The organism is Nitrospirillum goiasense (genome assembly GCF_034427435.1).
Classification (GTDB): domain Bacteria; phylum Pseudomonadota; class Alphaproteobacteria; order Azospirillales; family Azospirillaceae; genus Nitrospirillum.
Genome location: NZ_JAXQNP010000003.1, coordinates 717218 through 741144 on the forward strand (window position 1 = coordinate 717218; position 23927 = coordinate 741144).

The window sequence follows — 23927 nt, forward strand, 5'->3', positions numbered from 1 at the left end:
GGCAGACCCACGCCAGGGGCGGACCAGGGCGCGAAAACCAGCAGTATCGTCCGTCCACCAGTCCGAGGAAAAGTGGACGCCCCCTCTTACTCTGGACAGTCCAACCGAAAGCGATCTGCCATGTACCGTCCGCCCCATTTCAAGGAAGACCGGCTGCCCGTGCTGCACCAAGCCATGACGGCCATCGGGCTGGCCAATGTGGTGACGGTGGCAGCGGACGGGACGCCCCATGCCAGCCCCCTGCCCTTGCTGCTGCAGGCGGATGAGGGGCCGTACGGCACGCTGTACGGCCATTTCGCCAAGGCCAATCCGCAGTGGCGGGACACGGCGGCGGGTAGCCCGGCCTTGGCCATCTTCATGGGGCCGGATGCCTATATCACCCCGTCCTGGTACGCGACCAAGGCGGAGACGGAAAAGGTGGTTCCCACCTGGAACTACGCCACCATCCATGCCCGGGGTCCCATCACCTTTTTCCAGGACGCGGACGCCTTGCTGGATTCTGGTCACCCGACTGACCCAAGGCCATGAGGAGGGACGCGTCACACCGTGGGCGGTGGATGACGCGCCCGCCGACTTCATCCAGGCGCAGTTGCGTGGCATCGTCGGCTTCCGTCTGGCCCTCACCAGCGTGGAGGGCAAATGGAAGATGAGCCAGAACCGTCCGGCCGCCGACCGGGACGGTGTGGCAGATGGCTTGGGCCGGGATGCAGCCACCGAGGTCGCCGCCCTGGTGCGGGCGGGGGGCGCCACAGGCTGAACTCGACGCCGTAGACATTGAGGCCCGGCGCGCCGGGCCGATCCTCAGCGCGCGCCCTCGAACAGCGCGTCGATTTCCTGTTGGGTCCGCAACGCGTCGGACGACAGCCCGGTGGTGCTGGGGATGACAACATCTTTCACCGAGGCAGCCGGCTGCGTCGCCACCGGTTGCGCGGGCGAAACGGCACTGAACAAGGCATCGATGGTGGTCTGTGACGGCGCCTGCAACGCGGGACCATGCAGCAGATGGGCATCCGGCCGGGCATCATCGTGCTTGTAGGGCAGCAGGACCTCGCGCGGGGCGTCGGCCGGCGGCATGGCCGGGGTGGTCGAGGCCTGCGGCAAGGTACGCCACAGGCCGGTGATCACGCCCACCCGCTCCTCGATATAACTCAGGGTATTCACCACCTTGGCGGTGCGTTGGCCGCAGATGTCCTGGAAGGAACAGGCCATCATCACGTCCATGCAGGCGTTTTCCAGCGCCGTCAGCAGTTGCCCATCGACCGCGCGCCCGGGACGCAGACGCCTCAAGGCGTGGGTCATGCGCTCCACGGTGGTGAGGATGCGGTTCGTCGCTTCCTCCGTCGCCGTGACAATGGCATCCAGTTCGGACGTGGCGGCGCTGATGCGGTCGGCCTTGGGATCGCTAGGCTTGATGGCGGCGATCTCACGCTTCACCAGACGGATGGTGTTGGCCATGGCCTCCATCTCCGCCTTCAGAAACGCGATTTCGGGGTTGCCCAGCGTGTTCTTGGCGGACGCCGCGTCATTGCGGGACGCCGCGATCAGGCGTTGAATGCTGGTGATGGTACGCCGAAGCTCATCGGTTTCCACTGAGCGAGCGCGGCGCTGGACCTCGTAGAAAAAGTCGCGCCCCTTGGCTGTGGCCAGCAGCGACTCCTCCATCTGCCGGTATTCGTCCAATGTCAGGCCTGAGCCACGGGTGGTCTGCATGCCCATAACGCCCCCTCGGAAATATGCCGCGCGGCCGGCCTGCCCCGGCTTGCGCTACTCAAGCCTAAGTTCCTCATGAGCATGACTTTTCCGTCAATATAGGCTTCCTCCGTAGACATATGTATTTCAGGTGAGTTTTACCTTACGCAATGTGGGTAGTTTTCATCACATTTGTGATTAAAGCCGCCACGTCTGCCCCGGAACTTACCTCCTAAGAAATAAAAGAGCCGCTCTCTTTCGTATAAACACGACCCCTATTGGTGGGACAGCCCGGTCCCTACCACAGGTCCCTGCCAACGTGACGGCGACTGATGGCCGATGGTACCATCACACCGAGAAACAGGACGTCCATTCCCAGGGCGGCCCCCTCCCCAAGACGAGTGACAGATGCGAACCTTTCCCCACGCCTTTTCCCGCCCTGCGAGGCGGGCGGTCGCCTTGTTACTGGCTGGTGTGGTGACGGGCGCGGCCGGCGGCGCGCTGGCGGCGGAATCGGAGGCGGAGGCCAAATCGGTGGCGCTGGAGGCCAGTTGCAAGCCCAACAAAGTGGAGGCGGTGCAGCGCTTCGTCGGCAACAACCCCGACATCGTCTACAAGATCACCTGCCAGAACGGGAAGGACCTGGCGGTTTATGTTCGGTGCCAGGGGCGCACCTGCTTCCTGGTGCGTTGATGCCCATGCGGTGGTGGTCAGCCCCCTTGGCCTTGGCTGGCCTGTTGGCCGGGACGGCGCCGGCAGGGGCAACCTTCTCCATCATCGCCTGCGACCACGGCCGCTGTGGCGCGGCCGTCGCCACCAACAACCTGGCGGTGGGTGCCAGCGTGGACTACGCCCAAGCCGGCGTCGGCGCCGTCGTCACGCAGTTCGAGACCAACCCAGCCATGGGACCCAAGGGCCTGGCCCTAATGGCCGCCGGCCATACCCCGGCCGATGCGCTGGTCATCCTGCTGCGGGAAGATGGTGATTTCGATGGTGAGGGCGTGGAAGCGCGCCAGGTGGCCTTGGTCGACGCCCGGGGACGCACCGCCGTCTTTACCGGACGCGAGGTGATGGCGTCCGCTTACGCCGGTGACAGGCAAGGGCCGGGTTATGCCGTTCAGGGCAACGGCTTGGCGGGCCCCGGCGTGCTGACGGCCATGGAGGATGCCTACAAGGCGGCGCGCGGCGGGTTGGAGGATAGGCTGCTGGCGGCGTTGGAGGCTGGCCAGGCGGCGGGTGGGCAAAGCATCGGCAAGCTGTCTGCCGCCTTGGTGGTGCGGACGTCCGACGGCTTCCCCGTGGATTTGGACTTCCGCGTGGATGCCAGCGCCCAGCCCCTGCCCGACCTGCGGGCCCTGGTGGAGCGCCACCATGCCTGGCAAGCGGTGATCCGCGCCGACAGGGCGGCCCGCAAGGGCGATAGGGCCGCGGCTCAGGACGCCCTCGCCGAAGCGACCCAACTGGCCCACGGCTGGGACCGGGTGTGGCGCCGCGCCGCCCGGGTGGCATTGATGCTGGGCGATACCGCCGCCGTGCGCGACTATCTGGCGCGCATGGTCGCGGCCAATCCGGTGTGGGGCCGGCAGGAGGCCGCCGATTCCGCCTATCACGACCTGGCGCCCCCGATTAACGCGACTAACGCCCCCAGCCCCGCCAAGTGAAGATGGGCCTGCGCTTGGCCAAAAAGGCCCGGCGTCCCTCCTCGAAATCCACGTTGCGGGCGGCTTCCTCCAGGAAAGTGGCGGCACCGGAATCGGTGACGGCCGTGGCGCCATCCTGGATGGCCTGAATGATGCGCTTGGCCGCCTGGATGGAGAATTGCGATAGCCCGCACAGGGTCGCCGCGTACTCGTTCACGGCATCCGCCAGCGCGGCGTTCTCCACCACCCGGTCCACCAGGCCGATGGCCAGCGCCTCCTCCGCCCGGATCAACCGACCGCTGAACAGCAGATCCTTGGCGCGGGCGGGCCCGACGTGGTCAACCAGCCGCCGCGTGTCCTCGAACGGATAGACGAAGCCCAGTTTGGCCGGCGTGATGCCGAAGCGGGCACCGGCCCCGGCGAAGCGCAGGTCGCAATGCAGCGCCAACCCGCACCCGCCCCCCACACATAGACCATGGATCATGGCGATGGTCGGCTTGGGACAGCGCTCGACGGCCACGTTCCCGGAGCGCACTGCGGCATTGAAGCGGGCTGTGCCGGCCGGCGTGCTGAAAACGTGACCGAACTCCGCGATGTCCGCGCCTGCGGAAAAGGCCTCGGTGCCGGCGCCGGTTAAGACCACCACCCGCACATCGGGATCGGTACCGACCGTGGCCATGAGTTCGGGCAAGGCCAGCCACATGTCCAGCGTCAGCGCGTTATGCTTGCCCGGCCGGTTGACCGTCAGGGTGGCCACGCCCTCGTTCACCGCCAGGCTGAAACCGGCAACCCCCTCATCCATCTGTCATCCATCCCCGCAGCCGGACACGGGCGCCATAGTGGCCGGAACCGGCCGACGCGGGCAACGCCTTATGCCAAGTTGCCGTCAACCAGGACTATGGCCCGGATCATCCCCCCTCGGGACATACCGTCGATAGCAACCCCGACCAAGTCTCCTTACCGCGTTTTGGCCTCAGCTCCGCAAAGGGCGGAAATACCGCAGGACGGACTGCAACTCGGTACGCAAGCCCTGATCCTCCCGCAGCCGCGCCTGCAGTGCGTGATCGCGCTTGGCCAAGTAGACGACGTGGTCTTTCGGGGGAAGGGAGCGGTAGGACGGCTTCGCCGCCAGCGTGCCATCGTCCTGTACGGTCGACAGAAAGAAGGACGAGCGCATGAATTTGGAAAAGAGCTTATTCGCCCCTTCCGCCGGCTCCCGGGACATGATTGAGCAGATATAGAAAAGCCGGAAATAGTAGTAATTGTTATAAATGCGTTGAACGATATAAAACTGCTCACTGGGCGATGATACCTTGGAAATGAGCTGTTGCTCCTTGAATCCCGCATAGAAGTAGTTCGACGCTTCGCGCGCAAACAGAAAGGGCTTCTCCCGCTCCTCGCTGATCCGCTTGCGATAATCTATCAGCGCCCGGCCGACCAAGGTCTGGATCATGCGGCGCTCCACATCCAAATCCGGCGGCAATCCCATCAGGAATTCCATCGCCGGCAGCAGTTGCACGGGATGGGAAACGGCGGCCCGCTTTGCCCGTCCCTTGCCAAGAAGGGACGCCTGCAGCGATTCGATGATGTCATGGGCCTGCCAGCGCAGGCGGGTCATCATCGGAATGGTCGAGAGGCCGCTGGCCTGCAGGAACAGCCGCAACTGGTCGCGCCAGGACTTCTGCGGCAGGGTGAAATATTCCACATCCGTCAGCCGTAAGGGCGAGGAAACACTCTCCCCCGCCACCGGCTCCGGTCGGTGGTTGAGGCTGCGTCCGAAGACGACACCCTTGGTCTTCCGTTCCCGCTCCGCCAAGCTCATGAAAACAGCCCGCCCGCAGCCACAACCCCGTTCACAGCCCCGTTACGACCGCCACTCGCCACCATGCCGCAGCGCCCCAGTCGACAAATCGCCCTTGCAAGCACGATATCATATTTGGTCACATTGATTAACTGATTGCGAACGCTACTTATGCGGGTAGCGACAAAATTGTCGTTGGTCGCCGCCTGCGCATTTGAGTCCCGCCTTGGATCGCGCAGGGTTATGGCAGCGCGGGACGTATCAATCCCAAGTTCAAGGCCACCATTGGCGGCGGCCTTTCGGTGGCCTGTCCTTCCAGTGTTCTTGGCGTCGACGCTGATGATCACGACTTGGGGCAGGCCAAAGACCGCAAGGGATACATCAGCCCATGCCTTCGTATGCCACCTCACATCCGGCTGCCGCAATCGCCTCACCCACCGGCACAGGGGGTTACGACCTCTCTGGCGTACCGGCCACGATTGGTCTAACTAAGCGGGTGGGGCGGCTGGCAGGGCTGCCTGTGACCAGTGGCGGCAAAGGCGAGCCTGTGCAGCGAAGCGATGGCCATGGGTTGGCCACCAGCAGTGATGAGTACCTGGTGGGACGGGTTGCCCAGGGCGACGCGCAAGCCTTTCGCGTGCTGACGGATCGGCATTTGGATCGAACCGTCACATTGGCCCGTCGTGTCCTCGGCGGCGCGGCTGAAGCGGAAGACGTGGCGCAGGAGGCTTTTCTGCGTCTGTGGCAGCACGCCGAACGGTTCCGGCCGGCGGAAGCGCGGTTCTCGACCTGGTTTTACCGAATCACCATGAACCTCTGCCTGGACCGGAAGCGCCGGCCCGCGCATGACGCTCTGGAGAGCGTGCCGGAGCCGGTTGATCCGTCGCTGGACGCCGTCGCCCTGGTGGAGCGTTCGGAACTGGGGCGGCTTGTCGCCCGCGCGGTCGATGATCTGCCGGAGCGGCAGCGGGCGGCCATTTCCCTGTGCTATGATGCAGGCCTGAGCAATGCCGAAGCCGCTGCCGCCATGGAGGTGAGCGTGGGCGCGCTGGAAACCCTGCTCGTACGGGCGCGTCGCGCCTTGAGGGCGACATTGGCGCCCCTCGCCCCTTCTGATGCCCAGGACGGACGGCGCTCACGGACGGGAGGACCGCGATAATGGACGATATGATGATGATCGCGGAATTTGAGGAATTGATCGACCTGCATGGGCCGGACGCCGACCTGTGGCCGGCCGCCGACAGGCCACGGGCTATGGCGCTTCTGGCCCGGTCATCGGCGGCGCAGGCTGTCATGGCCCAGGCGCGCTTGATGGAACAGGCGCTCACCGCCATGCCCCTGGATCAGGCCAGCGCGGAATTACGGCGCGCCATTCTCGCCATTCCCGCCGCGTCGGGGGAGGCGCGCTCTTCAAAACAGCGCCCGGCTGACCAGCGGCTTCCAGCAGGGGGTGGCGGGTGGCGATCCGGCCGCACGCCCATCTTGGCCGGCGGTGGCCGGGGAACGTGGGGCGGCCTTTGGGGCGGTAGCATTTCCGCCGCGCTGGCTTCCGGACTGGCCGCGGCGGCATTGGGCGTCGTGCTGGGGGTTCACGGTGTTTCCCCGATTGCCCTGTCATCCACCGACGCCACCGCCACCACAGAATACATGAAGGCTATGACCGAAATCGACACGGAGATTGGGCAGTGACCGAGGGGCGTGCGCATTCGGACTTGGGCGCTTCATCGGGAGGCTCGCTTTCCAAGGTAGTGATCGTCCTGCTGATCATTTCCGTCTCGATCAATCTCCTTGTCGCGGGCATGGTCCTGGGCCAACGCCTGGACGGCAGCAGCACCCTTGCCCGGGCCAACGTCAACCGCCCGGACCCCAACGCCGGTCCGCGGCCCGGTCCCTATGACATGTTCGTGAAGAACGCACCGGAGCAGGTGCTGCCTTTCCTCAAGGACGCCATCGCCGCCCGCCAGGATTTGGCGCAGATCCAGCTTCAGCAATTAAGGGATGCGCGGCGTGAAGCCGTGCAACGCTTGAAGGCGCAGCCCTTCGACGCGGCGGCGGCCAGCGCCGCCTTCGCCCGCGTCCGGGCCCTGATCGCTGAGATTCAGCAAGGCGTGTATGACACCGCCCTGGGCGCTTACGCCCGCGCCTATGGCCAAACGCCGCCGTCAGCGCCCCCTGAAAAGCCCCAATGACATGGATTGGTGAGGCATTTGGCGCATCGCTTCACGACATCGCTTGCCCTTGCCCACCGACCATCGTCTATGATCCCACCCGCATGTCCTGAGGACGACGGAAGGATAGCCACGTGGCTGCGGACAAAATGGATGAAACGGCCCCCTTGCAGGCCGCCCCCATAGGTATCCCGAGAACACAGGCGATGGCGACGCCGTGGCCGCCCGCCGGAGTGGTTGGGCAATGGACCGACGTCTATTTCAAGCGCACCCGCACGATCGTGGAGCGCCACGGCGACGTCCCCGTGACCTACGCCGTTTTCATGCGGCGCCCGGTGGTGTTCGCCCCCCGCTTGGCCTTGGACTGGCTGAGGTCGGTGGCAGCCGAGCGCGGCTTCACCCCCGAAATCGAGGTTCGCTTCCATGAAGGCCAATGGGTCGGTGCCGGCGAACCCATGATGTGGATCACGGGCCCGTTCTCGCAACTCGCGGAACTGGAAACCTTGTTCCTGATGAAATTGGGGCCGGCTTGCGTCGCCGCTCATAACGCTTTCGTAATGAGTGCGGGCCTGCCCAAATCCGCCTTCCTGGCCATGGATGCCCGCCATTGTGCCGGTACCGAAATGGCGGACCTCATGGCTTACGCCGCCAGCGTCGGTTCCGAGCGCGCCAAGCGCAAAACCGGTGCAATCGGCTTCATCGGCAACGCCACCGATGCCACCGCTCATTATTTTGGCCAATCCCAGGGGTTCGGCACAATGCCGCATGCCTTGATTGGTTACGCGGGCTCAACGGTCAAGGCGGCCGAACTGTACAATGAAACCTTCCCCAACGAAGCCATGACCGTGCTGGTGGATTATTTCGGGCGGGAAGTCAGTGACACATTGGCCGTATGCCGACGCTTCCCGGAGTTGGCGGCCGCCGGCAAACTATCGGTTCGGCTGGATACGCCGGGTGGACGCTTCATCGAAGGACTAGACCCGCCGCAGAGCTATGCCGTGCTCGAACGCCGCGCCCCGGACAGCATTCGCGGCTATCGCGATGAGACGGAGTTGCGCTACCTGATCGGCGCCGGCGTGTCCGCCGCGGGCCTGCATTGGGTCCGTGAGCATTTGGACGAAGCGGGCTTCCACACCGTCAAAATCGTGGCATCCAGTGGTTTCAGCCCGGCCAAATGCCGGGTGATGGCGGATGCGCAAGCCCCGATCGATGTAGTGGGAACCGGCAGTTTCCTGCCTGAGCATTGGGGCGAAACCTATGCCACCGCCGACATCGTCGCATATGATGGCGTGGCTCGCGTCAAGATGGGACGCGAATTCCTGCTCAAGCGATAAAGAAAAAAGCCCCCGGGCGGTTCTCTTCGATTGCTCAAAGAGAACCGCCCGGGGGCATTCGATGTTAAAAGAGCCTATTGGACGCCCTTCATCTTTTCCAAAGTGCGAAGACCACCCAGCCCCAACATGCCGAGGAGTATGGTTGTCAACTGGTCATCCAAGGTCGGGGGCCGGGGAACGGCGTGACCGACGACGAGATCGGCCACCCAAACCAAAAGCGGCATGGCAATGTATTGGTAAGCCAGAGCGGCCCCACATACCCAACCGATAAAGGGCCGCCAGCCGGCCACAAAAACGCTGCTGTTTCCCGCCTCACCTCGATTGACCTCCACCTGGGCCAAATCCAGTTGCTGGACACGGTCGGCCGCCTCCTTGTACGCGGCGGCCTCCGCTTGGGCCCGCGCGGTTGGGTCGGGGATGAAATCCAGCAGCTTGGTTACAACCGGCGCGATGACGCCGCTGGCCGGTGAGAGAATATCCTGCAAAATACCCATGCTGATCCTCCAGCGGAAACAGTTCAGCCTGCCTTGATCAGCGCAGCGATGCGCTGGGCCCGCCCGCCGACCTGGCTGGCCCAACGCGAAGCCAAAGCGGCATCCGCAGCCTGTTCGAACCTCCCGGCCTGCAAGTGGGCCAACGTCGTCCGAAAGGTCATCAGTGTGGATACCCCCATGTTGAACGCCATGTTTGCAAGGGCACGCTGTCGCGCCTCAGAGAGGGTGCGCCACCACGGCATGGAATGATCCAGGTCCGCCATCACTCGATCAATGTCGTGGGCAAGCAGATCGTCGACCTCGGAGACGGATAGGCCGACGTCACTGAGGTTACGGCCAACACCGATGGTCAGCTTGCCCACCGTGTCCGTATAGGGCTTAAGGCGGACACCTTCGTCGCGCCTGAGATCGGCGGCCAGCGCCATCGGATCCAAAGTCATTTCACGCCATCCGTTGTCTTAAGGGTTTGGTGGGCAAAGTGGCGGAGGAAGGTGCGGATCAAATCACGCCTTGCGCCAACTGGCTGGCGACCAACCGATGCAAATCGTCAATACGCTCGTGAGCGCGTGTCAGGTTCTGGCTTTGACGGTCCAGCTTCGCGCCCAGGGCCTCGATCTGGCTGGCCAGCGTGGCCAACTGGACCGCAACGGCCTTCATTTCACCCTGGGCGGCCACGAAAGCCTGACGGCCCTGTTTGTCATTGGCGATGTCGCGCTCAGCCCGCTCCAGACGACTGGTTAGAACGGCCACGCGCTCCGCCAATCCGCCGTCCTCATCCTCTTCCGGTCGCCGCCTGCGGGAACTGCGATGCGCCAAGGCCGAAACGGCGATGGCCAGCGTCGATCCCAGGGTGGCGCTTATCGCCAGCGGGGTCTCACCCGTGCCGATGTCCATATAGTCACCGTTCTGAATCAGTAAGGGGGACGCCCACCTCGAAGCAGGCGATAGGAAAGGCGGCACCGCGGACTCTCAAACCACCCGCTTGCCGGCAAGAACCGCCGCCACCCGCTCCGCCGTCAGCAGGCCGGCTTGCTCAAACACCGCCAGGGCGGCCGCCGTGGCTAGGTTGTCCAGGTCGATGGTGTTGGCGCCCAGGGCGGCCTGGCGAGTGGCGCGCACCTCGGGGTCGGCGCTGGTGGATATGGCCAGCCATTCGGCCGGGGTCAGCAGATAGACGATGGCGTCCCGGGGTGTCATGACCCGGGGCCAGCGGATCAGCATCAGCGCCCGCCAGGTGGCGGCCTCCTCGGCCGTCAGGGGCCGGGCGTCGGACCACGCGCCCGCGACCAGGTCCACCGTCTGGGTGGCGGGATCGAAGGTCGGAAGCGCCGGCGGCACCAGCTCGAACGGCGCCTCCAACGGCAGGCCGGTGGCCGGGTCGCGCTCCAGGGCGTCATCCCGGGTGCGGATGAGGTGCAGCAGGTCGGCCGGGGTGTTGGCCACCAACGTTCCGGCGGCTACCCAGGCGGCATGGGCCGGGTTGGGCTGGTCGCCCACCGCGGCGCCGGTCGCGTCGAACAACGGCACAGTCGCATCCGGCTCCGGCCGGCTGGCCAGCAGGACCGCGTCGTCATAGGCGTCGACCTGCGCCTGCACGGCGCGGACGGCCCGGTTGATGGCCAACTGCGCGGCGATGTCCGCCAGCGGTGCGCTGGCGACCTCCACCGGGTGGTCGGCGCAACGGGGGTGGCCCTGCGCCAGGCACCAGCGGCGCACCAGGCTGTCACCCTTGAAAGCGTCGGTCATATCGGTCGCGCGGATCATGGTCGGCCCCTCCTTCAAGCGGCGTAGCGGGTGGCACCCGCGCGGTTGATATGCACCAGGGTCGCCCAGGCCAGGCGCTTGGCGGCCACGCCAGTGGCCTGGATGCAGACCGTCTGGGAGGTGGTATCGGCCACCACGGTCACGTCGCCGGTGGTGGTGGCGCTCTCATAGTCGGTGCCCAGCGTCTGGACGGCCGCCACCGTGACGTTACCGTTGGGCAGGCGGTAGACCCTGGCCCGGCGCTGATAGCCCATGCGCTCGCTGGGGGCGGCGCCGTACTCGGTGGCCTCGACGTCCACCATCAATTGCAACTCGTCGCCCTCGGCCACCGGCAGGCGGGCGATCACCGTTGGTGTGGCATCCGTCGTGACCGCCGGCGGGAAGACGACGCGGTTGGCATCGGTGGGCGCCACCGGCACGCGATCCGCCAGGATGCGGTCGCGGAACACGATGGACGGCAGGCTGGCCACGGCCTGATTGGCCGTGGCGATGACATAGCCGCCCTGGCGCGCGGCGACGGCCGTGTGGTTGTCGCTGTTGCCGGTGGTCGCGAGGCCGGTCAGATGCGTTGTCCGGACGAGGCCCTGGAACACCGATGTGCCGTCGCCCTTGGCGGCATAGAGCGCGCCCGTGTCGGGGTCATGCGCCAGCCCCTGGACGGCGGCGGAGGTGCCACCGAGCACGCACTTGGCGCCCGGCTGGAACAGGGGCCGCTCATCCGCGTACATGCGGGCGATCTGCTCGGGGGTGGGCGCCGTGGTGCTGAGGCGCAGCTGAGCCAGGCTGGTGCCTCCGGCCGGGAGCGTCAGGAGGCCTGTCAGGCCTATCCACAACTGGGCTGCCGTATTGCTCAGGGTGCCGACAGTGCGGATGGCGGTTGCGACACGGACGCCGTCCAGCCACAACTCCAGCGATCCACTACGGGATACGGCCCACCACTGACGCCACCCTGTACCACTGATGGCGACCGCTGATGTTACACGATTGACTGTAGCGAAGCCGTCAGCGGAGATATCAAACGCCACTTGGCCAGCGGAAATGAAGGCCCTCCAGCCCGGCGTTGACGTGTAAGCGCCCGCGGACACCGCCACCCGGGTCATGAAATGCGATCCTGTATCGGACGTGTTTATCCACCCGCCAACACAGAAATCGCCCGCACCGAAATCCAGCGCCGGGTTGTAGGGCTGCAGCAAGTAGTTGCTGGCCGAGAAGCCCGACCACGCCGACAGGTCGGCCGTCGATGCGACCACCGACTTGCTCAGGGCGCCGATGACACGCATGCCAATGGCCTGGGCTGAGCGGTCAGGCTCCGCCAAGTCGACCGAAACACTGGTCACCAGCCCCGTCTGACCGGCGGTGTACGGCGCGTCGAAGTTGATGCGCACCTTGGGTGATGGGTCCGTGGCGCGGAACTGCATGAGCACTGTCGATGCAGTTGTGCTGGTCGTGTAGCCGCCGGCCAATGCCATTGTCGCGCCGTTGTCCGTCACCTCGGCCCGCATAATCGCGCCGACAGTACCCCGCCGCATGTTGATAGCAACCAGATAGGTCTGCCCCACGACGCAGCCACTCAACTGGTAAATCGCCTTGCTCGCTGTCACGGTCGCAGACGTCTCGGTCATCTGCAGGTCAGAGCCGCTGATCGACAGCGTCAGATTGCCGTCCGTAGTGCTCCACCCGGTGGTGCCGGCCGCGCTGGTCCAACTGGCGATATTGGCCCCCGTCGTGCTAGCCGTGCTGGTTGTGGCCAGGGCCAAGCGGCAGTCGCCCACCATCCACCCGCTGTTGAAAGCTCCGCCACCGTTGGCCGTATTGCCGCTGCCAGTGACGTACGCGACCATGCCGTTGGCGGGGTTGACCGGCTCCTCAGCCATCAGCGTCAGGCCGCTGACACCCCCTATGGCGATGGCGTTGGTCGCCATGCGCTGCTGATTGGCCGCCAGCAGGCGGGGAGTGGATGAGCTGTCGTCGTACCAGCCCAGGCGCCATGCACTGTTGGCCAGTGTTGCGTAGGGCACCGGCCCGTAGTCGGTCCGCCCCAGCACGGTGGCAAGCAGGCGGCCGTCCGTGATGATCGCTGACTGGTAGCCGCCGCTCACTGTGATGCTGGCCACTTGCCCAGACTGGTGGATCACGCTCACCCCGCCGACCGTCGCCACGGCAACGGTGGGTTTGGGCAGGCCTGTGGCGCGGTCTAGGGGGGCACCGGGCAGCACCGTGACGGCGACGGCGGCAATAGCGCTGCTGGCGCCCACGCCAGGGGTACCGATGACGGCGTACACAGTGCCTGGCGCCGACCGGCTGGCGATGCCGCCCGGGTACCAGTATTGACCGCCGGTAGTCCAAATCACCCCACGATCCCGCAGGAAATCGATCGATACGAGACGCCCATCGGCGCCACTCGACGACCCAACATAAATCACGCCATCCCGCGCCGTGACACAGGTGATGGCGGCGCCCGACACGATCCCTAGAAATGCCGCTGGCACCACCATCCACATAACCGGCGTCGCCTGGTCGGCGTCATAGATCGTCACCGTGGTCGCGGTGGCCATGATCAGCATTTCCGCCGGGATCGACGCCCGCGCACCACGCGTCGCGGTATTCAGCGGTTCATTGATGTAGGACTGCCAGGTGCAGCGCTTGCGCCATGCGCCCTCGTCCCAATCCCGCGTCGTGTCGTACCAGAACACAGCAGCCGGCGCCCCGGCCTGGATCTGGCCCAGGAAGCTGTTGAGGCTGCTGAGCCCGCTGACCGCCACGGCCGCCGCCTGGGCGCTTTGGGCGGCGGCGGCCGAGGACGCGGCGGTGGTCACGGCCGCCTGCGCCGTGGCGGCGCTGGCGCCGGCGGCGCTGACCGAGGCGTCCAGGGTGGCCTTGGCCACGTTCACGGCGCTGGTCAGCGCGTTGACGCTGGTGGTGAGGCCGGCGACTTGGGTGGCGAGATCGGTCATGGGCGGGCCCCTTACTTGAAGGCGATGGCGGTGACGTAGCGGGTCTGGCTGTCGGTGAAGGCCGTGGCCATGCTCACCAGCAGACCGTCGATGCTGTCGGCGGTGGACTGGGCGGCGGCGGCGCTGCCGGCGGCGGCCGATGCCTGGGTGGTGGCGATGCCGGCCTGCGCGGTCGCCGTGCTGGCGGCGGCCTGGGCCGCCTGGACGTTGACGTAGGCGTTCACCGTCGTGGCCGTCTGCTTGCCCAGCGCCAGGATGGCGCGGTTCACCACCACGTTGGTGTTGCGCAGGCCGTGCGACAGCAGGGGCGCACCGGTGGAGGGGTCGAAGTCCCGCACCGCCTCATAGGCCGTGTTGGTGTACGAGGCGCCGGGCCAGGGCGTTTCCAGCGTCAGGCTGCCGTCGGCCGTCACGGCGGCAACGACGCCCACGGGATCGTCCTCGCTGACCGTCAGCAGCGCGCCCGGCGCCAGGTTGGCCAGCCACGCGGTGCCCGTGCCGGTGACCGTGGCGCTGCCGTTGGTGAGGGTGATGGTGCCGGTGGTGTATTGGGTCATGACGGCCTCAGCTGGGCGGCACCGGCCATGCCGGCGCGGTGGGATCGGTGGTGTTGGCGGGCAGGTCGCGCAGCGCCTGGCGGTAGGCTGTCCAGGCCGCGCGCCGGGCGTCGCTCATGGCGGCCCAGCGGTCGGGCAGCACCCGGATGTCACTGGCGGACAGCATCAGGTCGCGCTGTTCCCGCAGGTCGGCCACGGCGCGGGCGTGGGCCGCTGCTGCGAGGTCGGCCGCCTCGCGGGGCGCCAGCGCGCCATCCACCACCCGGCAGGACCAGATGCCCTCGGCCTGATCGTTGGCGATCTTCAACCGGCCGATGCCATCGGGGCTTACCCCATCCTCCAGCAGGCTGTACGGATCACGATGATGCAGGGCCAGGACGCGGCCGGTGGCGGGGTCGTAGTCGACGTAGAGATGCACGGCCGCGTCGGCCGGCGCGGGGGCGTCGGTCATCGGAACCACCTCACTTGCATGTAGATGTTGGAATACTCCAGGACGACGTAGCTGGAGCTGCCGGCGTCGTTATTCCGCCAGGCCTGCAAGGTGTATGAGTAATTGCCCGCCGTGAGGCTGCCATCCGTCGTGAACACCCATTGATAGGGCGCAGAGGAAAGGGTGGCGCCCCCGACAACGACGGAGTTGCCGCCGCTATCGGTGCGGACTACCTGGACCTTTGGGCTTTGGGACAGACCAGATTGAACCAAGGTGGCGTTGAAGCTGATCTTGATGTCGCTGGAACCGCCCCTGACCATGAACGGCGCGATGGTGGCAAGGGCGGTCCAGGTTCCCTTGTCCTGAACATCGATCGGGCCGGATGCCTGAACCGATGCAGAGCCGCTGGCCACGCCCACACCCAGGTCGTTGGTATCGAACAGCGTCCTGCCGCTCTGGTCCCAGACCGTGATCCCCCAATCATTGTTGAGCCGCCCCATGAGGATGCGCCACCGCGTCGCGTCATAAGCGCCCCAATACGGCCCGTAGCCGTTGTTGTCGTCGACGCCGTGCATGGTCAGATAGGCGCCGTTCACGGGGGTAGTGGTGAGGTTCTTGCCAGAGATAGAGCCGCTGGTGATCTGGTCAGCCGATAACTGGATGGCGCTGACGATGTTGGACGCCAACGTGCCGGTGGTGATCTTGCCGGCATCCAGGCTGGGGATGCGCACGGGGTCGAAGGTGCCGCTGGTGATGACGCTGGCGGCCAAGCCGTTGGTGCTGATCAGGTTGGCGGTGATCGTGCCGGTGCGGATGTTGGCGCCGTCGATGATGGTTTGGCCGTAGGTGGCGGACAGGTTCGATCCGCCGCGATAGCTGGCCAGCGTCACCGCGCTGTTGGACGTGGCCTGGGCGGCATTGGTCGTACTGGCCAGGCTGGTCGCCCCTTGCGTCCAATAGACATACAGGATGTTGTTGCCGTCCCAGGTGGCGGAGCCGCCGCTGACGGTAACCTGTTGGGCGTTGTTGCTGTCGTTAACCCAGGTGATGACGCCCGACCCCCAGCTGACCTGGTTGGAACCATTCGTCGTGAACTGGAACCCGTCGACCGTGATCCCCCGGTTGCCGATGGTCAGCTTATTGGCGGTGATGGTGTTGGTGGCGATGGCCCCGCCGTTGATCTGGGTGTTGTCGCCCCCGTACAGCCATTTGGTTAGCGTGGTGGTGCCGGTCAGCTGGATTTTGCCGGGAGAAATCAGCGTGCTGATGGCGTTGACCCGGGCCGCTGGATCGTTCGCCTGGGCCTGCACCGTGCCGATGCTGACACCAGTGTCCCCCACGTTGATGGTGGCCGGCAGGCTGGTGCTGGGTGCGAACAGGTTGCCGGTGAGGGTTTGGGCCGCGATCTGCGTCGCGGTGATGGTGCCAATGGCGATCTGGCTGGCGGTGATGGTGTTGGCGGCGATTGTCGCGGCGGTGATGGCGCCGGCGGCGATCTTCTCCGTCGTGATGGCACCGGCGTCCAACTGTGCTGTCTTGATCGCGCCGGCGGAGATCGCCCCGCTGGTGATGCTGTTGGCGGTGATGTCCGCGCCGTCGGTGGCCCGGGTCCAGGCTCCGCCGGAGAGGCGGTACAGCTTGCCATCCGTCGTCAGCAGCACGACGCTGGGCCCGGTATAGCCGCTGACGGCCGGCAGATTGCCCACCACGCTGACGGGGCTCAGGCCCGAGGCGAAGGCCGTGTAGTTCAGGCTGCCGGGCGAGAAGTCCGCCGCCACGGCCTGGGCCACCGTGCCAGGCACACCAGCCGTGGCCCCGGCGGGAAACCAGGGCCCGATGTTGCCGGACGTGTCCACCGCCCGCACCCAGCAATACCACGTCTGGCTGGCCGCCAGCCCGGTGTGGGCGAAGGAGGTGGACATCACCGCCGCCACCTTGACCGCGGTCGACCGGTCATTGGTCGCCGACGCCCAGATCTCGATGGCCGCCAGGTCCGCGTCGCTCGGGTTCACCCAGGACAGGTAAAGCGCCCGCAGGCCGGGCAGCACCGTCAGGCCGGAGCAGGCCCCCGGCGGCACCGTGTCGCCCGCCGTGGTCAGGCTGACGGCGGCGCTGTAGTCCGAAGCGATGTCGCTCTTGGACCGGGCCCGCACCCGCACGCTGTAGGCCGTGGCCGCCGCCACGGTCCATTGGTAGGCCGGCGCCGTGGTGGTGAACACGATCTCCGACCCCGTCCCCTGCCTGATGGCGACGTCGAAGCTGGCGAAGTTGGCGCTGGGACTGGCATCCCAGGTCGCCTTCAGCACCGTCAGCGCGTCGCCAGCCGGCGTGATGCTGGTGGAAGAGGTGAGCGCCAGGCCGGTGGGGACGGCCGGCGGTGTCACGTCCAGGACGATGTCCTCGACCGTGATGGGGATTTCCCCGGCGATGTTGAGGCCGCTGGTGCCGAAGGCGTCATAGGCCGCCGCCCGCACATAGTAGCTGCCCAGCGCCTCGGGCAGCACCAGCAGGTTCAGCAGGCCCTGATAGGCCGGCTCGGTGGCGGTGGGGTCGAAGCCCTGGGTCTGGCTGATCCAGACGATATAGCCGGCCAGGTCGCGGTCGGTGACCACCGGGATGTCCACCACGATGGTGCCGACGCCCTGCCGCACCTGGGCGGAGACGGCGGGGGGTGCGGGGTTGTTGACCGTGAGGGTGGCGGCCTTGCTCTCGCCCCCCAGCTTGTCGCGGATAGTGACGCTGAAGGTCAGGCGGCGGTGCGGGCCGCCGGCGTCCTTCGCGTTCATGCTGTCGAACAGGTAGAAGTATTCCTCGGTGGTCACTAGGTCGGTGCGCAGCACGGCACCACTGTCCGGTTCGATGACGGTGACGGCGTAGGCCTGGAAGTAGGGGTTCACGTAGCCGGAACCGGCGCCATAGGGCTGGTTGCCCAGGCTGGCGCTGGTGGCGGGGAAGTTGCCCTGCCACACCAGGTGGATGTCCCGCCCCACGAACTCGGTATCCAAGCCCTGGCCGTACAGCTCCAGATGGGTGACGCTGGCGCCGCCCAGCACGCCGCCCACGTCGATGCTGACGGCGGGACCCCAGGCGGAGCGCACGTCGGTGCCGATGCCGCTGGCCGCCTGTACGGTGTAGGTCACCGCCTGCGTCACGGGCATCAGCAGGGTGTCGGTTGACCCGGCCGGCACCTTGACCTGCTGCCAGTTGGTGACGCCACCACTGCCGGCCACGCCCCAGCGCAGCACGGTGTCGGTCGCCATGCCGGCCCCCCCTGGCCCGGCGTCGGCCGGCGTCCAGCGGGCGCGGATGCCCAACTGCACCGTGCCGTCGGCCAGCACGGCGTTCTCCACCGCCAGGGTCAGGTTGGTGGGCGCCGGGAGCATGCCCACCGCCCCAACCGGGCTATAGAGGTAGGCGTCCACCTCCGCCAGGCTGCGCTCCGCCGCCTGGAAGATGTTGAAGCTGGTCAGCTTGATGTAAAGCGTCTGGCCGATGTAAGCGGCGGGCAGGTCGTACTTGAAGACGGCCTCGTCCAGCCGCAGGAAAGGCGTACCCGCCGGGTGGTCCACGGCCCCGGTGCCGTACAGGCCCCGGTTCAGGCCGCCCAGGTGGTAGGCGGCGCTGCCCGTCAGGATCGCCGGGCCATAGGCCAGCATCTCCGCCCCCACCAGGCTGAGCGTGCGCCCGGCGTCGGCGTCGGCGGCGCTGCCGCCGGCCAGCTTCAGGCGGCTGGTGGCCAGGCTGACATAGCCGTCGCTGCCGTTTGCCGTCAGCGCCTGCCCCAGCGTGCCCAGCCGTGCCGGCGCCGTGATCTGGCCCACCCGCTGATAGGTCAGGTCATCGGCCGACACCCAGACGGAACAGCCGCCCCAGTTGGGGTCCAGACCGCAAGCGCCGATCCATACCTGTTGCACCCCGCCGGAGAGGCCGGGCGACGGCTCGAAGATCACCGGGTCGGCCAGGTCGCCCGGGTCCACGCCGGTGTTCAGGGGCGTGTTGCTGATGACGGGCGTGGGGTACAGCGTGGCCGTGCCGATGCCGGCCGGCAGCTCCTCCGCCGTGAAAGTCAGCAGGCCGTCCTCATCCTCATCGATCTGGGTGATGCGGACGGGGAACTTGGCCAGGGCCAGGGCGGCGTCGGTCAGGGTGACGATGTCGCCCGGTTCCAGCAGGGCGAAGGTCCAGGCCAGCTTGAACTGGTAGGAGTTGCGGACGTAAAGCTGGCGCTGAAGGATCAGGGTGGCGATGGCCGATGCCGTGGCGGCGTTGCAGATCTCATGGGCCTGCACCGGGTCGCCGGTGCGCAGGCCATAGGCGTCGATGGCGGCCAGGTCGCGCACCTCCGCCGTCGCCGTCTGGTAGGCGTTATTTCGGTCCTTGTACTCCACCTTGGCGGTGTTGGTGGCATCGGCCGGGTCGGAGCGGCTGAGCGTCACCGGATCATCGCCGGCGCCGGCGATGAAGTCGTCATCGGTCAGGTCGTAGACGGGTGTCAGGTCGGGCGTGAAGGTGACGCCGTTGCCGGTCAGCGCCTGGTCGCCCAGGGGCAGCGCCCGCACCTGGTCACCGGACCAGTAGATCAGGGTGTTGGTCAGCTGGGCCCAGCGGTTGACGATGTCGCTGGCCGCCTCCTGCTGCGCCAGCAGGGGCGACATCAGCAGGCCGGCGGCGGCGCAATAGGCCCGCCAAGCGCTGAGGTCGCCGATGCGATCAGCCGGCAGGCCCACGCCATAGCGCTCGTTGGTCAGGAAATCGACCAGGATGTCGGCGGGGTTGGCGTCGAAGGCGCTGGGGCCGGTGCGGGGCGCGGCGTTCGACTGCACCTCGAAATTATGGTTGGGCAGGCTGGCGCTGCTGCCCAGGTCATAGGAGGGTGAGGCGACATAGGCGGTATGCGGGTAGGACAGCGCCTCGTCCGGATGGCTGGTGTAGAGCGAGGCGAAGGGCGCCTGGCCGGCGGTGCCGGTGAACAGGGTCAGGTTCAGCTTGGCCAGGCTGGTGTCGGTCTTGTCCGCCCACACGCGGCCGACGCCGGCAATCTCCCCCTCGCACAGGCCCATGGCCACGGCGCAGCTGTAGACCTGGGTGGTGGACTGCGCCCCGCCGCCCTTGCCGCCGCCGGTGTCGCTGGCCACGGCCTTTGAGGTGAAGTCGTTGTACCAGAACAGATTGGGGGCGGCGCGTTGGGTGCCCCACAGCAAGGGGATGGGCAGGCCGGCGGCGCTGGTCTGCACCTGCAGGCCGGTGTAACTGGGCTTGGTGTCGGCATTGGTCTTGCCGCCGCCGAATAGGCCGGACATGGCATCAACCCCACAGGCTGTAGAAGATCAGGGGACGGTCGAGGAAGGGCAATTGGCGCAGGTCGCCCACCACGCAGCGGCCGTCCCGGGCATAGGCGTGGACCAGCTCAAAGCGGCCGGTCATGACGGCGCCGTGGCTGAAGCACCGGCCGAAGCGGGCCAGCACCACGTCGCCGGCCTGGGGGGACCGCTCCGCTGGATCGAAGGGCCGGCCGAAGCGCGCCGCCCAGTCGACATAGCGCTCATCGGAGCGGTGCAGGTGCCAGTCGGGCGGATAGGGGCGCGGGTCGAAGGGTGGCAGGACGCCCGTGTCCACGAACACGCGCACCAGCAGCATGGAACAGTCGACGCCGGCCCCTTTCACATCGGCCAGCTGGTGATAGGGTGTGCCCACCCAGCTTTGCGCTTCCGCCGCCACCGCGGCGCGCGCAGCCGCCTCCGCAGCGACGCGGATCGCGTCGTCGGTCATGGTCGTCTCCGGGGAATGGGATCAGGCGGCGGTTTCAGCCGCCGGGATGTAGGGGAAGGCGCGGATGTTGGCCAGGTTGTTGAACCGGGCCTTGCAGGTGCCGGCGGTGTGGTCGCAGCCATAGGTGATGGTGAACGGATCACCCACGGCCGGCGCATGTGGCAGGGGATAGGCCAGCCCCATGTTGCCGCCGCTGACCACCTTGATGGTCCGCACCACCCCGGCGTTGACGCCGCCTGTGAAGCTGATGGCGCCCTGAACGAAGGCCTGGGGATCGACCGCGGCGCCGGCCCCATCGGGGGCCAGAGCGGTCAGCGGCGTCGCCGGCACGATGGTGCCAACAATCGAGCCCTGGCCCACGCTGTTGCTCCAGGTGTAGCGGGAGCGCAGCAGGGTGCAGCCGCTGTCATACAGGGTGTGCAGGCAGTTGGCCTGATAGAGGTTACGCGGCATCTGCTGGTCCAGCAGCAGCAGGTCGCCCTTGACCGTCAGCGTGGCCCGCGCCCGCCCGGCCTGGGCGGTGGACACGCGGCCCTCGAACAGCAGGATGGTGCCGAAGGCGGCGGTGCTGGCGCCGGGCATCAGCGCCCGTTCCAGGCGGATGCGGGCGCCGTCGAAGCCACCGTTGTTGACGAAGGCGTTGACCGGCACGTCGCCCAGCAGCTCACTGGCGGCGCTGTCGATGGTGAGTTCCATCTGCGGCACCTCCAGTTGCGCCTTGCTGGACCAGGTGGTGCGGGCGATGCGGGGCCCGGTGGCCAGCCAGGTGTTGCCGCCGTAGCTGATGGCCCGGTCGGTGTTCGTCCAGCGCCAGACCGTGCCGGTGGGGGCGCTGGGGTTGCTGACCTGGGCCGTCAGGGTAACGGTGAACAGGTCCGCCGACCACAAGTTGGGCGTGGTCCGCAGCCATTGGATGAAGGCGGTGTCGGTGGAGCGCATGGCTCAGGCCCTCACGCTGATCAGGTTGACCTGCTTCGCCTGCCAGAGCTGGGCGGCGAACTTCTCGAACTCCAGGCCGTCGTCCTTGAAGCGGCACAGGAAGGCGTATTGGAAATCGGCGGTAATGACGGCGCCGTTGGCCGGTGCGTTGCCGAAGGTCAGGACGTTGCCGGTGACGCTGTAGCCGGAGGTCTGGCGGGCGCCGCTGACATAGACCGTGACGCCGCCGATGACGCCACCCACGGGCTCGACATAACCGCCATAGGTGCGGACCAGGGTGAAGCTGGTGCTGGCGCCATCTCCCACCGCGATGGTCTGGGCCGTGGCCTGGGTATCGTCTGGATCCTGGAACAGGAAGGCCGAGAACGCGCCCTGCATCTGGAGATAGAAGCCCAGCAGCTGCTTCAGCTCATTGGCCGCCGCCGTGTCGCGCAGGAAGTCGTAGGTCAGCACGAATTCCCAGATAGGCGCCGACCACATTGCCATGCGCGTCTCCCGGCCGGACGCCGCCGTGGCGATCTTGGTGGAAAAGGTGGGCTTCTTGGTAACGGAATAGCCCAGGCCCGCCAGGGCCGGATAGATCGCGGTCATGACGCAGCCTCGTTCAATATTTTAGCCTGAAAGCAACCGCAAAACTGAATTTTAGCAACATAGCGGATTCGCTTCGTTTTAAAGAAAGATTTTTATCTATAAATGCAATTCAATTTAAATATGTGAGCAATATATTCACCCGTTCATAGGCCGTTTACAGATAAAATTGTTTAATAATCCTCCGTTATTGTAAATTTCTTTTCCTCGTACTTAACACGGACGCCACATATTTTTTGAAAATATCCGTAATTGGCGTAATTCTTAATGATCTTATTGTATATAAAATCGTTTAAATAATCCTCCGACAAATCTGGGCACGCGGTTGTCAGGATGGGGTAAAATATCCTGTACAATCGAAAAACTCTAATTTCATCAGGAGATTTTACAGACTCCAGTAGAATTGCAAGATCTCTGAGGTCAATATTAATACTGTCGACGTAGCGATATTCCGAGTCATCTGTATTTAATGTAACGCCAAAAACGTCCAAATATGGCTTGTCGTTTACAGATGCGTTCAAGTAAATTATAGTTTTCGGCCTTATTCTGGCACCAGGCGCCACAGGATCATCACCTAAGAGTGATTGGCCTTGCGACCGTGTAAACGTCAGATCTGTGAACATCGTTATGCCAAGACTGGCTATGCATTGGACAGCCGGAAAATTGATACAGCCCGGCCGCTCCCTGCCGCTGCGTATCGCGTCTTGATGCTGGAGCAGAGAAAGCCTCTGCGGATCTCTGATCAGGGCCGATTCAGGGGAAATATCTCCGGAGCCGGAGGGTGCAATAGCGGCGGACGCTTGCTTCGACCAGGTCGGGACGCATGCGGCGATAAAAATCACCAAACCCATCATGATGATTTCTTTATTTGTCACTTATTTATTCCCCAACTGCTTTACCACTATATATTCGCTAATTTCGGAAAGTGGGCGCCAGTGCTTCTCGGCCCAATATCTCTCCTGTCTATTCAATTTTATTTTGCGCACCTCCACCTCTTTGTGCACAGCGTATCCGCAAAATTCCCCAGGGACATGATTTGCGGTGGGGCGACTGGCGCTGGCACCCGCATTGTAGGAATCAAACACATCCAGATACAGAAACTCGTAAAGCTTTTTCCGATCAAGACCAGGACAGGTGCGCGCAAAAATGAGCCGAAAAAGATCATAAATCTGGTAGCGGTCGAATTCCTCTTCGGTCCTTGCCGCAAACAACATCACCTGAGCATCAACCATTATGATTCGTATACTCTGAACATTCCGCTCCGGCCCTTCATCGACAATAAGCGAAACGCCATAATTTGTGCCCTTGGCAGGCCCCTTGTGCGTGGAAGAACCATTCGTGAGAACATCCAATTCAATCGACGCCGCCAAGCCCGGCCGTCCCGTCAGGTCAGGCGGCGTATCCCCGAACAGGGTTTGCTCAGGTCGGGGAAACATTCGGACACGCGCAATCGTCGCCAAACTCGCCAGACAACGGGCCGCTGGCACATTCATGCAGGCCATCGTCTCTTGGCCCGATTGGATCAGTTCTTGATGACGTCGAACCTCCAACAACTGGGTGTCCTGGGGCTTGATCTCCTCGGGCTCTCCATAAGCCGTCTGCGCATCCCGCAGTTGTAATCCGGTCGGCGCTTGGCGCAGGGGCGCGATGGAGACGACGGCGTCCGGCCGGGGCGGAGGGGGGAACGTGAACGGTGGTGGAGGTGGCGGCGAACCGCACCCTGCCAACGCCAAGCTCAATCCCACCACCGCCATCCTATATTGCACTTGATTGGCTCCTATCCACGATGCCGCCGACAAA

25 protein-coding genes are annotated in these 23927 nt (G+C 65.5%); 8 read left to right on the forward strand and 17 right to left on the reverse strand.

Annotated elements, in window-relative coordinates:
- The first annotated feature begins 120 nt into the window (after positions 1-120).
- Complete coding sequence (locus ULB03_RS17570) at positions 121-528, forward strand: FMN-binding negative transcriptional regulator (RefSeq protein ID WP_322484406.1); 408 nt, start codon at positions 121-123, stop codon at positions 526-528.
- Positions 529-553: 25 nt separating this feature from the next.
- A complete protein-coding gene (locus ULB03_RS17575; RefSeq protein WP_322484407.1) occupies positions 554-757 on the forward strand; it encodes a hypothetical protein in 204 nt (67 codons plus the stop codon).
- A gap of 44 nt (positions 758-801) precedes the next feature.
- Here ULB03_RS17575 and ULB03_RS17580 read toward each other — a convergent pair whose 3' ends face one another.
- Complete coding sequence (locus tag ULB03_RS17580) at positions 802-1710, reverse strand: hypothetical protein (protein ID WP_322484408.1); 909 nt, start codon at positions 1708-1710, stop codon at positions 802-804.
- A 438-nt stretch (positions 1711-2148) separates the two neighbouring features.
- On the opposite strand from ULB03_RS17580, the gene ULB03_RS17585 reads away from it, so the two are divergent.
- Positions 2149-2382: a hypothetical protein gene (locus ULB03_RS17585; RefSeq protein ID WP_322484409.1), complete on the forward strand. Its 234-nt coding sequence runs from the start codon at positions 2149-2151 to the stop codon at positions 2380-2382.
- Positions 2382-3350, forward strand: coding sequence for a DUF1028 domain-containing protein (locus tag ULB03_RS17590; protein ID WP_322484410.1), 969 nt, complete (start codon positions 2382-2384; stop codon positions 3348-3350). Before ULB03_RS17585 ends, ULB03_RS17590 begins: the two co-directional genes overlap by 1 nt.
- Here the strand turns inward: ULB03_RS17590 and ULB03_RS17595 are convergent.
- The 3 genes from ULB03_RS17595 to ULB03_RS17605 all read right to left on the reverse strand — a co-directional run bounded on the left by ULB03_RS17595 (position 3325) and on the right by ULB03_RS17605 (position 5555).
- Entirely contained in the window at positions 3325-4131 is an 807-nt protein-coding gene (locus ULB03_RS17595; protein ID WP_322484411.1) for an enoyl-CoA hydratase-related protein, read from the reverse strand. The two genes, ULB03_RS17590 and ULB03_RS17595, sit on opposite strands and share 26 nt — an antisense overlap.
- Positions 4132-4302: 171 nt before the next feature.
- Positions 4303-5151 carry a hypothetical protein gene (locus tag ULB03_RS17600; protein ID WP_322484412.1) on the reverse strand — a complete coding sequence of 283 codons (849 nt, stop codon included), beginning with the start codon at positions 5149-5151 and terminating at the stop codon, positions 4303-4305.
- The gene (locus tag ULB03_RS17605; protein WP_322484413.1) at positions 5148-5555 is read right to left on the reverse strand and encodes a hypothetical protein; all 408 of its coding nucleotides are present in this window, start codon (positions 5553-5555) and stop codon (positions 5148-5150) included. Before ULB03_RS17605 ends, ULB03_RS17600 begins: the two co-directional genes overlap by 4 nt.
- 146 nt (positions 5556-5701) lie before the next feature.
- Here ULB03_RS17605 and ULB03_RS17610 point away from each other — a divergent pair, with 146 nt between their 5' ends.
- The 4 genes from ULB03_RS17610 to ULB03_RS17625 all read left to right on the forward strand — a co-directional run bounded on the left by ULB03_RS17610 (position 5702) and on the right by ULB03_RS17625 (position 8632).
- A complete protein-coding gene (locus ULB03_RS17610) occupies positions 5702-6289 on the forward strand; it encodes an RNA polymerase sigma factor (protein ID WP_322484414.1) in 588 nt (195 codons plus the stop codon).
- Positions 6289-6819 carry a hypothetical protein gene (locus ULB03_RS17615; protein WP_322484415.1) on the forward strand — a complete coding sequence of 177 codons (531 nt, stop codon included), beginning with the start codon at positions 6289-6291 and terminating at the stop codon, positions 6817-6819. Before ULB03_RS17610 ends, ULB03_RS17615 begins: the two co-directional genes overlap by 1 nt.
- Positions 6816-7319, forward strand: a complete 504-nt coding sequence (locus tag ULB03_RS17620; RefSeq protein ID WP_322484416.1) for a periplasmic heavy metal sensor — start codon at positions 6816-6818, stop codon at positions 7317-7319. The genes ULB03_RS17615 and ULB03_RS17620 overlap by 4 nt, the downstream gene beginning before the upstream one ends.
- Positions 7320-7504: 185 nt before the next feature.
- Complete coding sequence (locus tag ULB03_RS17625) at positions 7505-8632, forward strand: beta/alpha barrel domain-containing protein (RefSeq protein ID WP_322485223.1); 1128 nt, start codon at positions 7505-7507, stop codon at positions 8630-8632.
- Positions 8633-8706: 74 nt separating this feature from the next.
- Here the strand turns inward: ULB03_RS17625 and ULB03_RS17630 are convergent, their stop codons facing one another.
- The 13 genes from ULB03_RS17630 to ULB03_RS17690 form a co-directional block, all read right to left on the reverse strand.
- Positions 8707-9126, reverse strand: a complete 420-nt coding sequence (locus ULB03_RS17630; RefSeq protein ID WP_322484417.1) for a 3TM-type holin — start codon at positions 9124-9126, stop codon at positions 8707-8709.
- A gap of 23 nt (positions 9127-9149) precedes the next feature.
- Entirely contained in the window at positions 9150-9566 is a 417-nt protein-coding gene (locus ULB03_RS17635; RefSeq protein WP_322484418.1) for a glycoside hydrolase family protein, read from the reverse strand.
- 58 nt (positions 9567-9624) lie between these two features.
- Positions 9625-10020, reverse strand: coding sequence for a hypothetical protein (locus ULB03_RS17640; RefSeq protein ID WP_322484419.1), 396 nt, complete (start codon positions 10018-10020; stop codon positions 9625-9627).
- 75 nt (positions 10021-10095) lie between these two features.
- Positions 10096-10890 (reverse strand): hypothetical protein, encoded by a 795-nt coding sequence (locus ULB03_RS17645; protein ID WP_322484420.1) that lies wholly within the window; start codon positions 10888-10890, stop codon positions 10096-10098.
- 14 nt (positions 10891-10904) lie between these two features.
- The gene (locus ULB03_RS17650) at positions 10905-13844 is read right to left on the reverse strand and encodes a LamG-like jellyroll fold domain-containing protein (RefSeq protein ID WP_322484421.1); all 2940 of its coding nucleotides are present in this window, start codon (positions 13842-13844) and stop codon (positions 10905-10907) included.
- 11 nt (positions 13845-13855) lie between these two features.
- Complete coding sequence (locus ULB03_RS17655; protein ID WP_322484422.1) at positions 13856-14401, reverse strand: hypothetical protein; 546 nt, start codon at positions 14399-14401, stop codon at positions 13856-13858.
- 7 nt (positions 14402-14408) lie between these two features.
- Positions 14409-14852, reverse strand: a complete 444-nt coding sequence (locus ULB03_RS17660; RefSeq protein ID WP_322484423.1) for a phage tail assembly chaperone — start codon at positions 14850-14852, stop codon at positions 14409-14411.
- Entirely contained in the window at positions 14849-20131 is a 5283-nt protein-coding gene (locus ULB03_RS17665) for a phage tail protein (protein ID WP_322484424.1), read from the reverse strand. The genes ULB03_RS17660 and ULB03_RS17665 overlap by 4 nt, the downstream gene beginning before the upstream one ends.
- A 4-nt stretch (positions 20132-20135) precedes the next feature.
- Positions 20136-20600 (reverse strand): C40 family peptidase, encoded by a 465-nt coding sequence (locus ULB03_RS17670; protein WP_322484425.1) that lies wholly within the window; start codon positions 20598-20600, stop codon positions 20136-20138.
- 21 nt (positions 20601-20621) lie between these two features.
- The gene (locus ULB03_RS17675; RefSeq protein ID WP_322484426.1) at positions 20622-21539 is read right to left on the reverse strand and encodes a DUF2163 domain-containing protein; all 918 of its coding nucleotides are present in this window, start codon (positions 21537-21539) and stop codon (positions 20622-20624) included.
- Positions 21540-21542: 3 nt separating this feature from the next.
- Positions 21543-22130 carry a DUF2460 domain-containing protein gene (locus tag ULB03_RS17680; protein WP_322484427.1) on the reverse strand — a complete coding sequence of 196 codons (588 nt, stop codon included), beginning with the start codon at positions 22128-22130 and terminating at the stop codon, positions 21543-21545.
- A 170-nt stretch (positions 22131-22300) separates the two neighbouring features.
- The gene (locus tag ULB03_RS17685; protein ID WP_322484428.1) at positions 22301-22981 is read right to left on the reverse strand and encodes a hypothetical protein; all 681 of its coding nucleotides are present in this window, start codon (positions 22979-22981) and stop codon (positions 22301-22303) included.
- A 21-nt stretch (positions 22982-23002) separates the two neighbouring features.
- Entirely contained in the window at positions 23003-23866 is an 864-nt protein-coding gene (locus ULB03_RS17690) for a hypothetical protein (protein WP_322484429.1), read from the reverse strand.
- Positions 23867-23927 lie beyond the last annotated feature (61 nt).

Coding starts and splice junctions, on each gene's coding strand:
- ULB03_RS17630 (WP_322484417.1), bottom strand. CDS start 9,126: ATGGGTATTTTGCAGGATATTCTCTCACCGGCCAGCGGCGTCATCGCG.
- ULB03_RS17675 (WP_322484426.1), bottom strand. CDS start 21,539: ATGCGCTCCACCGACACCGCCTTCATCCAATGGCTGCGGACCACGCCC.
- ULB03_RS17640 (WP_322484419.1), bottom strand. CDS start 10,020: ATGGACATCGGCACGGGTGAGACCCCGCTGGCGATAAGCGCCACCCTG.
- ULB03_RS17600 (WP_322484412.1), bottom strand. CDS start 5,151: ATGAGCTTGGCGGAGCGGGAACGGAAGACCAAGGGTGTCGTCTTCGGA.
- ULB03_RS17670 (WP_322484425.1), bottom strand. CDS start 20,600: ATGACCGACGACGCGATCCGCGTCGCTGCGGAGGCGGCTGCGCGCGCC.
- ULB03_RS17570 (WP_322484406.1), top strand. CDS start 121: ATGTACCGTCCGCCCCATTTCAAGGAAGACCGGCTGCCCGTGCTGCAC.
- ULB03_RS17665 (WP_322484424.1), bottom strand. CDS start 20,131: ATGTCCGGCCTATTCGGCGGCGGCAAGACCAATGCCGACACCAAGCCC.
- ULB03_RS17645 (WP_322484420.1), bottom strand. CDS start 10,890: ATGATCCGCGCGACCGATATGACCGACGCTTTCAAGGGTGACAGCCTG.
- ULB03_RS17680 (WP_322484427.1), bottom strand. CDS start 22,130: ATGACCGCGATCTATCCGGCCCTGGCGGGCCTGGGCTATTCCGTTACC.
- ULB03_RS17595 (WP_322484411.1), bottom strand. CDS start 4,131: ATGGATGAGGGGGTTGCCGGTTTCAGCCTGGCGGTGAACGAGGGCGTG.
- ULB03_RS17635 (WP_322484418.1), bottom strand. CDS start 9,566: ATGACTTTGGATCCGATGGCGCTGGCCGCCGATCTCAGGCGCGACGAA.
- ULB03_RS17590 (WP_322484410.1), top strand. CDS start 2,382: ATGCCCATGCGGTGGTGGTCAGCCCCCTTGGCCTTGGCTGGCCTGTTG.
- ULB03_RS17660 (WP_322484423.1), bottom strand. CDS start 14,852: ATGACCGACGCCCCCGCGCCGGCCGACGCGGCCGTGCATCTCTACGTC.
- ULB03_RS17655 (WP_322484422.1), bottom strand. CDS start 14,401: ATGACCCAATACACCACCGGCACCATCACCCTCACCAACGGCAGCGCC.
- ULB03_RS17625 (WP_322485223.1), top strand. CDS start 7,505: ATGGCGACGCCGTGGCCGCCCGCCGGAGTGGTTGGGCAATGGACCGAC.
- ULB03_RS17650 (WP_322484421.1), bottom strand. CDS start 13,844: ATGACCGATCTCGCCACCCAAGTCGCCGGCCTCACCACCAGCGTCAAC.
- ULB03_RS17685 (WP_322484428.1), bottom strand. CDS start 22,981: ATGATGGGTTTGGTGATTTTTATCGCCGCATGCGTCCCGACCTGGTCG.
- ULB03_RS17580 (WP_322484408.1), bottom strand. CDS start 1,710: ATGCAGACCACCCGTGGCTCAGGCCTGACATTGGACGAATACCGGCAG.
- ULB03_RS17615 (WP_322484415.1), top strand. CDS start 6,289: ATGGACGATATGATGATGATCGCGGAATTTGAGGAATTGATCGACCTG.